Origin of the sequence: Catalinimonas alkaloidigena (assembly GCF_029504655.1) — a bacterium.
Lineage (GTDB): Bacteria > Bacteroidota > Bacteroidia > Cytophagales > Cyclobacteriaceae > Catalinimonas > Catalinimonas alkaloidigena.
In genome coordinates, this window is sequence record NZ_JAQFIL010000001.1 from 560168 (window position 1) to 571812 (window position 11645).

Here is an 11645-nt window from a genome sequence, read left to right on the forward strand (position 1 = left end):
TTAGTCTTGTATTCCCAAAAAACATATGGAAAGATAGTCTATACCCTTATCGTCAGAATATTCCATAATATCACTATTACAACTTATTATTCAGCGCATAGGGTGTAAATGATGACTTCGACCAAAGATACTGCTTATGAAAAAAATGAAGTAACTACACTATGGTAAACGAAAAAGACAAGCCCGTAGTCTTGGTCATAGAGAATTCCATAGATACTACCGGTGCATTTAAAGCAATTTTAAATTATGCTATTTATGCCAGAGCATCATATGAATTTATATTTGTACTCCCACGAAAAAGCAGTTTAATACAAAGGGTGAAAAAAGAGAGGTTTAGAGTTGAAACGCTTCCTTTTTTAGAAATCAGGAAGCATCCAATTCATATCTTTCTTTATCTTCCTTTACTTATCATGAATGCAATTCGGCTAAAGCGATTAGTACACCGTTATCAGGTAAACTTGGTGCATGTCAATGACTTTTATAATCTAGTAGCTGTAGTAGTAAAAATGCTAGGCGGGCATTTTGCTTTATTGACCCATGTTCGTTTTATGCCAGACAGATTTCCATGGCTCCTGGTAAAAATATGGATAAGCCTTAATTTGAAATACAGCGAACGTATCATTTGCGTATCAGAAGCTGTGAGAAAATGTCTGAAAGATCATCCTAAAATCCATGTCATTTATGATGGTCTAAGCAATACTATTTCGAAAAGGGTAAAATCAAAAAAGGATGACGGGCTTATCAAATTACTTTATTTAGCACACTATATTCCTGGTAAAGGTCAGGACTTCGCACTACAAGCTTTTTTCAAAGCTTATCAACAAAACCCTAAACTTCGGCTTCGCTTTGTAGGAGGCGATATGGGAAAGAAAAAGAACCAATTATATAAAGAATATTTAAAAACACAATCTATAGTATTAGAAATTGAGCAGGTAGTAACTTTTGCCGGTCCAGCCACGAATATTGAACACGAATTTGCCAAAGCAGATATTGCTCTAAATTTTTCTGAATCTGAATCTTTTTCCTTCACCTGTCTGGAAGCTTTGTTAAATGCCGTTCCTCTTGTAGCTTCTGATAGTGGGGGACCATCTGAACTATTTGAAGCTGGAAAGTCTGGCGTTTTAGTATCCAACAGGAATGTAGATGAGATGACCAACGCAATACTATATTTAACAAAGGACAATAATTTGAGAAAAACTTACGCACAGGAAGGTTTTCAGTATGTTAGCCATAAATTTGCAAAAAGTAATACCTTAGAAGTTCTCAAAGAAGCTTATAATCAGATATTACCTTAATGACCACCCGTTTCTATATCCTTGTTATTTGTTTAGTTTTTTCGGGTAAAGCCTATGTCCAGGCACAGTGCCCTGTGGTTGAATTCACGGCACCAGATACGGTTTGTATAAGAGAGAATATCAGGGTTGAAAATAGTAGTACAGGTGCAATAAAATATGAATGGGATTTTTGCATGCTGGATGTTTATGAGCTACCTACACAAGAAACAGTATTGGAACATAGTCTTATTAATAGAATTGCTTCAATAGATTTGGTACAACAAGAGGGTATTTGGTATGGGCTTGCAGTAGATGATGCCAATGGCAATATCATTAGACTGGTATTTAAGGATGGATTAGATAGCGTACCAACTCTTGAGAACCTTGGGGATTTTAATCAATTTGACCGTCCTGTTGATATTGATATTATTAATGATAATGGTAATTGGTTAGCGATACTTGCAGATTTTGGTAGTTCAGCTCTAGGCATGCTAAATTTTGGGAGTGACTTGAATAATATTCCTACAGCTCATGATTTAGGAGATTTTAGCATACTTAACCAACCCAGAAGTCTTGAGGTAGAAAATGATAATGGTAATTGGGTGGGAATAATAAGCAATGCTGCTGGAAAAAGCATTACTCTTATCAATTGGGGTGTGTCAATTTTATCTAGTCCAAACCCTCCAATAATAAATCGTGTAATAGGAGTAAGTTTATACAGTGTTGACATAATTTATACTAATTCAGGTTGGTATGGATTAACATCCTCAAGGGATAATTCAGCGGTTTACAGATTAGTTTTTGGTACAAGTTTATTTAAAATACCAAATGTAATCGGTATGTCTACTCTACCTCAATGGCCGGGAGGAATATCCTTAATTGAGGATGAAGGGAGGTATGTCGGGTTTATTAATGGATTAGCTGGGGACTTGTATAGATTTAATTTTGGCAACAGTATGGCTAATAATACTGGCTATAAAAAAGTAAATGACTTAATTGATTTTAAACTAAGATTCAATTTTAACATAATAAAAGACAAAGGAACAATCTCTCTTTATTCATCAGAGGTTCAGTCAAATAAAATAGATAAGCTAACCTTTCACAAACAGTGTGATCAATCTACTGATTATTCAGAAGAAGTTGAGCCTGAAATTGCTTATCAGTCAACAGGTAATAAAAATATAAGACTAACTATATCTAATGATAACTGTACAATAGACTCAACCTTTTCTATTTACGTTAAAGAAGATATTGCCCCCACGCTTGATATTCAGGCAGGAGATATTTGCGAAGGAAGTACTACACAGTTAACTTTTTCAACTGAAAATACTGATAATATTATAAGCCAGCTTTGGACTATTGAAAATACTACATTCACTGAGGATACTATCAACTACACCTTTCCCTCACCTGGCACCTACCCTGTCACCCTGGAAGTAGAGACTGCTGATGGCTGTGGGCAGCGGGTGACGAAAGACATCACCATTTATGAGCCGCCGGAGCCTGAGTTTGTGGTGGATAAGGAGGTCATTTGCACTAATGGGGAGATTGCTTTTCAGAACCTTACGGATACCAAAGGGGCGGATGAAATTATCACCTACACATGGGATTTTAACGGAGAAGGGAGTTCTACCGAAGCTAATCCTACTTTTGCCTTTAGCAGCGGAGGGAGTAAAACAGTCAGCCTTACGGCCAGCATACCCGGCTGCTCCAATACCTATGATACTACCTTCGTGGTAGAGCAGGGGCCGGTGGTAGATTTCAGTACGCCACCTCAGATCTGCCAGGGCGATGAAGTCACTTTTGAAAATCTTACTGCTGGTGAAAACATTACGGGCTTTAGCTGGAATTTTGGGGATGGGGGCACTTATAGCAGTACAGCATTGGAAAGTCCCAGCTATGTCTATGATTCTGCCGGTACCTATATTGCTAGCCTGGAGGTAAATAATACTGTGGGCTGCGCCAATAGCCTGAGCAAAACCATCACCATCTACGCCCGTCCGCAGGCGGCTTTTACCGCGGATATCGCCTGTGCGGGAGCGCCTACCCAGTTTATAGATGAGAGTACCACCGGCATCAATTCCAATGTGGTGGCCTGGGAATGGAGTTTTGGTGACGGTGGAGAGGCCGCCCCGGAGGGGACCGCCCAGGAGGGGCGTTCACAGGCACGTAATCCGCAGTATACCTATGCCTTGCCAGGTGTTTACGACGCGACCCTGGTCGTGCTTACCAGCGCCGGCTGTACCGATACCCTGAGTCAGGAGATCGTCGTAGAATCCGCGGTGCAGGCAGATTTCAGTACCCAGACGCTTTGCCCTTCAGATTCGAATCCTTTTACAGTTCAGTTCACCGATATGTCGACAGTCAATGATGATGAAGAGATAAGTGAGTGGCTGTGGACCATCAACGGAGAGAACTTTGTCATCGCCAATCCTGAGTATGCTTTTGAAGAGCCGGGTACTTATCAGGTATCGCTGACGGTCTTCTCGGCTACCGCCTGTAATGCGTCGGTCACTAAAAACATCACCATAAATACGCCTCCCACGCCTGACTTTAGCTTCGTCGCCAATTGTGCGGGGCAAGCCATAAGCTTTAGTAATGAAAGCCTCAGTGAGGAGGTAGAAATCAGCGAGTACCGCTGGGACTTTGGAGGACTGGGTGTCAGCTATGAGGAAAATCCTGCCTTTGTGTTTGAGGAAGCGGGTAACTATCAGGTAAGCTTTAGCCTGGAGACTAGTGAAGGCTGTGAATATACCTATAGTCAGGAAGTAAGTGTGCCTGCCGCGCCACAGGCAGCTTTTACTGCCGATGTGGTCTATGGAGGAGTTCCGCTGACGGTAAACTTTAGCAATACCAGCACTGATGCAGATAGCTTAAGCTGGGATTTTGGAGGAGCAGCCAGCTCAAATGAAGCCAATCCTTCCTATACTTTTAGCGAGCCGGGCATTTATACAGTCTCTTTGGAGGTTCAATCTGATCTGGGCTGTACCGATGTTTATCGCGAAACTGTAGAAGTTGTGGCACCTTCCTATGACCTGCAATTGCAAAGAATAAGTTTGTTGTCTGAAGAAGGTGATCCCAATATCAGCCTATTATTGACCATGCGGAACCTGAGCAATCTGACCGTCAGCGATTTTGACATCTCCATTACCCTGGACGAAGTGCTGACCATCACGGAATCTTTTGAGGGAAGTCTGGAGCCGGGCGAGATCATCAATTATCCTCTGGACTTTACGATATCTTCCCAGCTCAATCAGGATATTGACCTGCGTTACATATGTACCAGGCTTTCGGCATTGCCGGATGAAAAAAATATTACCAATAACCGTACATGCCTAAGCCTCAACAACACCCTTAGTGTGATGTCTCCACACCCCAATCCTTCCTCTGAGAGGGTTATGGTAGAAATGGTGTTGCCCCAGAAGGACATAGTCCGTTTCAGCCTGCTGACCACAAAAGGCGAATTGGTAGAAAATATCGTTTTTAACGATACTAAAGTCGGCCTTAATACGTTTGAGATTGATGTGTCAAAGATGATCACAGGGAATTATCTCTTGCAGGTAGGCTATTCGGATCACTCAGAAACCTACCGCCTGATGGTGGGGCCTTAAAAACAGTTTCAAAAGCTTTTTAAATATTATTCTGCGCCTTAGCGAAGCATCTTTTTTAGGTATTGGTATGAATACTCCATCATAAAGATATTTATTCCAGTTTTCCCTGATGAATAAAAATTGTAAAAAGGAAAGGTACTAAACCAAGGCTCACCTTAACCCGTTCAATGCAGATTTGTCCACGATGATCGCAGGAAATTACCGCTTACAGGTAGGCCATTCGGACCGCTCATAAACTTACTGCCTGATGATAAGGGAAGTAAGGAACTTTACTGTTTTCTCCTCATTTAAATAAAATATATGTTCCCTCAGGATGTAAAAAAATTATGAACTTGATAAATTTAGTTGATTATTTGTTCGCTATAAAACTATATTATTTTTAATTTTAACAAATTACAGTAACAAAGTTCTGTAATGTTTAGTAAAATGATTACGATCACCTATCTTTGCAGCAATTTTTTCAGTTTAAATGATACCAATAAAAATGACAACAAGTCCGAAGTTAGATAAGGTAGACCGGAAGATATTGGAGATATTACAGCGGAACGCTAAAATCACCAATGCCCAGCTTTCAAAAGAAATTGGTTTATCTCCGGCGCCTACCCTGGAGCGTGTAAAAAAACTTGAGCAATCAGGCGTAATTGATAGCTATCATGCCAAATTAAATACCTCTAAAATAGGTTTAGGCATCAGCACTTTTGTGCAAATTAAGCTTACAGGACACGACAAAGAGAGTATTAAGACATTTATTAATGCGATTAACAAGATTGACGAGGTCATTGAGTGCCATCACGTTACAGGTTCCAGTGATTTTATTCTCAGAGTTATAGCCAAGGATATCGCTTCCTATCAGCAACTGATGTTGGATAAGGTTAACGAAGTTCCTGTAGTGGATAGTCTTCAGTCACTGGTCATATTATCTACTTTCAAAGACAGTAAGACTCTTCCTGTACCTGAAGATGAGAAAGTGAAAGTATAATAAAAAGATAAGCTACAACATCTCTTTGCCCCAGCCAGTAAATAACTTTATCAAGGCTGGGGTTTTTTGATTTTAAGGAGTTTTATTTAGACTTGTCACCGAGTGATGATTGTAAATTACTAATTTGAAATCGCAGATCGGCAAACCAATGATACCTAGGGAATTAAGTACTTAGTAATCCGCAATTTGGCACTGACTAAGATCGTACTTGGTTTGAAGCATCTTCATGTGAACTCAAGCAAGCTAAAACATTTTTAAAATGGTAACTGAAACAAGCGAATCGCCTCGTATTATTCTAAATGCGGATCAGATACAACAAAAGATCAGACGTATTGCCTATGAAATTTATGAACGTAACTTCAAAGATCAGCAACTGATACTGGCCGGTATAGTAGATCGTGGCTTTGCACTGGCTGAGCGAATAGGCCATGAGCTGAATGCGATCAGTCATTTTAAGTACGAAGGAAGTCCCTCCTCACCTGATGCGCATACCGAAGCTAGTCTACAGTTGGTGAAAATTCATCTGGAAAAGTTTACGGAAAAGCAATGTGAAGTGAAATTGGACTACCCCATAGAACAACTGGATGGTAAGCGGATTATATTGGTTGATGATGTGCTTAATACCGGAAGAACGTTGGCTTATAGTATGCGTCCGTTTTTAGAAAGAAATATCAGTCAGATGGAGATCGCGGTACTGGTCAACCGCAGTCATAGTAAGTTTCCTGTAGTCGCTAACTATACAGGCTATGAACTAGCCACTACCTTAGAAGAACATATAGAAGTCATACTGGATGGAAAAACTGATGCCGTGCACTTAAAATAATCAAGGCATATATTCCTAAAGTGAAATTTCATTCAGATAAAAAATACTTTATCAGTAAAAAACTTACCTGAAAGAATAAAATAATGCTTTTTTGGCATATAATTGTGTAATTATCATGTAATACTTATTATGTTATTAAAATAAAAACTTATTTTCGTTACATAATGAGTTATTTTTTTTCATTTTCTTTTACCCTAGCGTAGATGCCCCGCAGCTCAGGATCTGAAATTGCGCATAAGCAGCAAGTAAAAGCTTTACGAAAGGAAAAGCAGGAGCTTGAGGAAGCCTTACTAAGGCTTAAGAAGGATAAGTTTGCGCTGGCAGATAAGCTGCATTGGCAGGAAGAAGTGCTGAGTGCTAACCGTTCCGGTTTGTTTGAGTGGAAGATCGGTAGCAAAGAATTTTACCTGCAGTTTCCCTGGAAGAAAGTAATAGGGGAGTCCAGGGAAGGAGAAAAAGATTTTGGTAAACTGCTGGAATTCATCGTTCCGGAACATCGCTTTAGTGTGAAGAGAATGTTCTGGAAAATGGCAAAAGGCATAAATGATCAATATCAACTTAGAGTTAAAATGCTGAATAACAGCACCGGCACTATCTTCTTACTGATCAAAGCTGCCCTAGTGTACGATGAAAACAAAAAGCCTTTAAACGTTGCCGGTACCTTGCTGGCAATTGAACAGGAAGCAGTAGCTGAACAGGAAAGCTTAAGCTTACTGGATCATGTTCCCGCCGCAATACTGAAGGCGGATCGTGAGGGTAATATCCGTTATCAGAATAAGCTTTCCCAGGCGCTGTTGACCTCCCTGCACCGTACAGATATGGTAAGGCGGCTACAGGATGTGATGGGAGAAGAAGTATGGCATAACTTTAACGAAGAGCTAACCAAAGAAAGTTTAATCGAGTACTGGTCATTCTCTCCCGAAGAAAATAAGCATTGGCAGCTCAATGCGCAGTATAGCGATAGAGATATTTTTTTGCTGATCCAGGAGGTAAGTGAGCAGGTCAATACCATAGAAGAATTGCAGCAGGTCAATGTAGACCTGGATAATTTTGTGTATCATGCTTCCCATGATCTCAGAGCTCCCCTGCGTACAGTTTTAGGTATGCTGGGCATACTCAAGTCAGAGACCAATAAAGAGCAGCGGAAGCGGTGTGTAGACCTCATTGAAGGTAGTATAAAAAGGTTAGACACGTTGGTAGTGGATCTCCTGAGTATTTCAAGAAACAAGCGATCCACAGATCCCCTTGTCAAAATCAATTTTATGGTAGAGGTAAATCTGGCAGTGGCCAACTTTTACCATGTAGGCAATACTAAAAACCTTGAAATCACTACGAAGATCAGCCAGCCGGTAAGCTTCGTTTCTGATCTGACTCGCGTCAGGATCATCTTAAATAACCTGGTCTCCAATGCGATTAAATATCGGCGCTACTATCTGGATCGTTCATTTATTGACATCAGGATATGGGTAGATGAAGCAGCCGCGCATATCGAGATTGAAGACAATGGAGAAGGCATTCCTGAAGAAGAACTTCCCCGCATTTTTGATATGTTTTCCCGTGCTTCTGAGCGTAGTGAAGGTTCAGGCTTGGGACTCTATATTGTAAAAGATGTACTCCACAAACTTAATGGCAAGATTGACGTTCAATCTACCTTTGATAAGGGCAGCACATTTGCAGTAACTATTCCGAACCAGCATACATAAGCCTTTCTTTTGATTTTTGTCTGATTATTGTTGCTCTTTTATGTTAGAGGCTTTAGTTAGTTTGCGAAAAAATAATATTCTATTATATATATTCGGAATAAAAGAAATTAGCTTTCGTTCTAACAAAGTATACTTACTCATTATTAAAATGAAGTCTGATATGCTTGCTTGTGGGACTTAAGCTGATCAGAGAACAGTCTGAAATAAAATAATAGCTTGATTTGCCAGCGCTCAATGCCATTAAGTTAAGCTTTTTACGAACCTCACTTCAGTCTCTGACTGAAGTGGTAAGCTTGTTTAAGTCTTAGACTTGAATACATCTAGAGGCTTCAGATACAATCGGCCCTCCGACGCGGCTGAAGCTGGTTATTTCCTTAACTTAATGACATTGTGCCAGCGCTGGTAAGAGCCAAAATTTAATGTAAACAGGTAATTTGAAGAATAAAAGAGTTTTTTGGGTAATTGCGATACTGCTTTTACTTACGGTAGTATTATTTTATGTAGAACGTCGATGGAAGCAGGAAGAAGAGATTCCACTTTGGGCTATGGTGCCCGAGAGTGCGGCTCTGGTATATGAAACCGCTGAATTACCGGCCACCTGGGAAAAACTACAAAGTAGTCAGCTTTGGAAAAACCTGCAAGGTATTGAGGCGTACCAAAGCATGGAAGGGCATATGGAGTTGATGGATAGCCTGGCAAATATTAAGCAGTTCTTCACGGGGAAACAGTTACTGATAGGTACCCATGTGATCTCCAAAGATAACTTTGACTTCACCTACTTTTTTAGATTAGACAATGCCAGAGAGCACAATGGGCTAAGTCAGGCACTCAAACGGTTTCAGGAAAAAGAAAATATAAAAAGCGAGAGCAGAATGTTCAACGGCTTCCGCATCAGTGAACTGACTGATGAGAATAGTGGGAGACAGTTTTCTTATCTAGTTCATCGTGACATTTTTGTAGGTAGTTTTACACCATTTCTGATTGAAGATGTAGTAAGAAATATAGAGACTGAGTTTCAGGAGCATAGTTTTCTTTATCATAATGCCTCAAGAGATGAGGTCCCTAAGCTGGCAAACGATGAAGGTAATCTCTACCTGAACATGGCCAAGTTGCCTCTTCTTCTGTCAGTATTTACCACCAATGAATTCTTACCCTATTTGCAGCCCCTGGCCCAGTTAAGTGAGACTGTGTTTTTGGATGTAAACCTTACAGATAATCAAATCTTGTTCAATGGGTTCAGCAAAGTTGAACAAAAAGAAGCAGAGGCAGGCTCCGTTCAAGATCAAGAGACTCCTGTATGGCTTAGTACCTTTGAGGAAGAGCAGCCCCAGGCCATCAATCTATACCAGTATGTACCCGAAAGAACGGCAGTGCTCTATCATTTTGCCGCTCAGAATGGGGAGGGATGGTTACAGAAACTGTATCGTCAGCAGGAGCAGGCAAATGAGAAGCTGGTAAAGCAAACCCAACGCTACCGTAAGAATCTTAGCGAGCTTTATGATGTCCGCCTGCAAAACCTCCTTAGCTGGTTTGAAGGTGAAATGGGATTGATGGTATTGGAATCCATAGATACCAAAATGCCGGATAAGATTTTGCTTCTGGAGACCAAAGATACTGCGAAAGCCAGTATAAGCCTACGCCAACTGGAAACCAAGTTAAGTCGTGAAGTGGAAGGCATAAGCTATTCAGAGCAGTTTGCTGGTTACCAGATCGGTGAAATAAGTTACAAAGAGTTTCCTGCCGCCATGCTGGGACCTATAGCCCTTGGTTTTGACCAATGTTTTTACATGCTCACAGATCGCTATGTTATTTTCGCCAATAGTATACGTGCCCTCAAGCGCCTGATTGCTGACCGTGAGGCTGAAAATACCTGGGATAAATCCATTCAGGAGGTCAGGTTTCTGGAGTCGGCATTAGATGAGTCTAATGTAAGTGTGTTTGTCAATACCTCACGCTGCTGGAGTCTGTTACGAGAGCACCTTTCTTCAAAATGGAAGCAGTTTGCAAATACTCATGCCGATGTGCTTAAAAACTTTGATCACCTAGCCATACAATTTAGTAAGGCAGACGAGGATTTTTATACGAGCTTTGCAATAAGCTATGAGCCATTATCTTCTTCAGAAGGAGAATCAGAGCAGTTTAGCGATGTGAGTCGCTTGTTTGTAGATTATCCCTTACAGACCAAACCTTTTGTGGTTCGGGATCACACAGATCAGACACTTGAAGTGCTTTTTCAGGATCAGAAAAATCAACTTTATCTGGCCGAAACCGATGGTGAAATTCTCTGGAAAGACTCTCTCCAGAATGCCATCATCGGAGAAGTATATCAGATAGATTATTTCAAAAACGGAAATCTACAGTATCTATTTGCTACTGATAGTGCTATCCACCTCATAGACCGTACCGGGGCGTACGTCTCAGGTTACCCTTCTTATATGCCAGAGGATGTTCGTATCCGTTACCTTAGCCTGATAGACTATGATAACAGCAAAAACTACCGCTTTTTGGTCAGCGATACAGCGGGGAGGCTCTGGATGTTCAATAAAGACAGGGAATCCCTTGAAGGGTGGAATCCCAATGCCACTGTCAATGCTGCGCTGGCTACCGCTCCCTTTCACGTTAGGGTAGGCAATAAAGATTTTATTATCGCTATTCAACAGGATGGTTCTATCTACTCCCTCAACAGGAGGGGGCAACCTTATGCCGGTTTTCCTATTAACCTGGACAAACCTATCCAGAGTGTAGCCTATACAGACTTAGGCAGTAATCCGACAAATACAGTTCTTACCACGGTGAGTCTGCATGGTGAAATCATTTCATTTAACCTTCAGGGAAATATCACCAAAAGAGAGCAGCTTTATCGCCCATCCACACAGACGCGCTTTCAGCTAAGCATAGATGCATTAGGGAAGACATTTATCATTGCCCGACAGGATGAGCGTTTGTTTGGCGTGCTGAATTATGAGGGTAAGCTCATGTTTGAAAAAAATTACATGAGTCCGGCGGCTATGACTTCAGATATGCTGGAAGTACAGTATTATGACTTTGGGGCCGGAAACGAAATTTACGCAGTGACGGACGAAGTGCAGGAATTCACCTACCTTTTCAACCGGCAGGGCACGCTCATCAAGGATCGCCCTATTGAAAGCAGATATCCGGTGGGAATCTTGTTTTATGATAACGACGATCAGTTTCATGTGTATAGAAACTTTGAAAACGAATTCTCTATTCTTTCTTTCTCTCGTTAATTAGAAT

At 40.9% G+C, this 11645-nt stretch carries 6 protein-coding genes; all 6 read left to right on the forward strand.

The genetic code is table 11. The features are described 5' to 3' along the window. The first annotated feature begins 161 nt into the window (after positions 1-161). The 6 genes from OKW21_RS02345 to OKW21_RS02370 all read left to right on the forward strand — a co-directional run bounded on the left by OKW21_RS02345 (position 162) and on the right by OKW21_RS02370 (position 11638). A complete protein-coding gene (locus tag OKW21_RS02345; RefSeq protein WP_277476818.1) occupies positions 162-1295 on the forward strand; it encodes a glycosyltransferase family 4 protein in 1134 nt (377 codons plus the stop codon). Positions 1296-1369: 74 nt separating this feature from the next. Then, positions 1370-4885 (forward strand): PKD domain-containing protein, encoded by a 3516-nt coding sequence (locus OKW21_RS02350; RefSeq protein WP_277476819.1) that lies wholly within the window; start codon positions 1370-1372, stop codon positions 4883-4885. Between the two features lie 484 nt (positions 4886-5369). Then, complete coding sequence (locus OKW21_RS02355; protein WP_277476820.1) at positions 5370-5864, forward strand: Lrp/AsnC family transcriptional regulator; 495 nt, start codon at positions 5370-5372, stop codon at positions 5862-5864. A gap of 259 nt (positions 5865-6123) precedes the next feature. After that, positions 6124-6687, forward strand: coding sequence for a phosphoribosyltransferase family protein (locus OKW21_RS02360; protein WP_277476821.1), 564 nt, complete (start codon positions 6124-6126; stop codon positions 6685-6687). Positions 6688-6890: 203 nt separating this feature from the next. Next, entirely contained in the window at positions 6891-8390 is a 1500-nt protein-coding gene (locus OKW21_RS02365; protein WP_277476823.1) for a sensor histidine kinase, read from the forward strand. A gap of 434 nt (positions 8391-8824) precedes the next feature. Continuing rightward, a complete protein-coding gene (locus OKW21_RS02370; protein WP_277476825.1) occupies positions 8825-11638 on the forward strand; it encodes a hypothetical protein in 2814 nt (937 codons plus the stop codon). Positions 11639-11645: the final 7 nt, after the last annotated feature.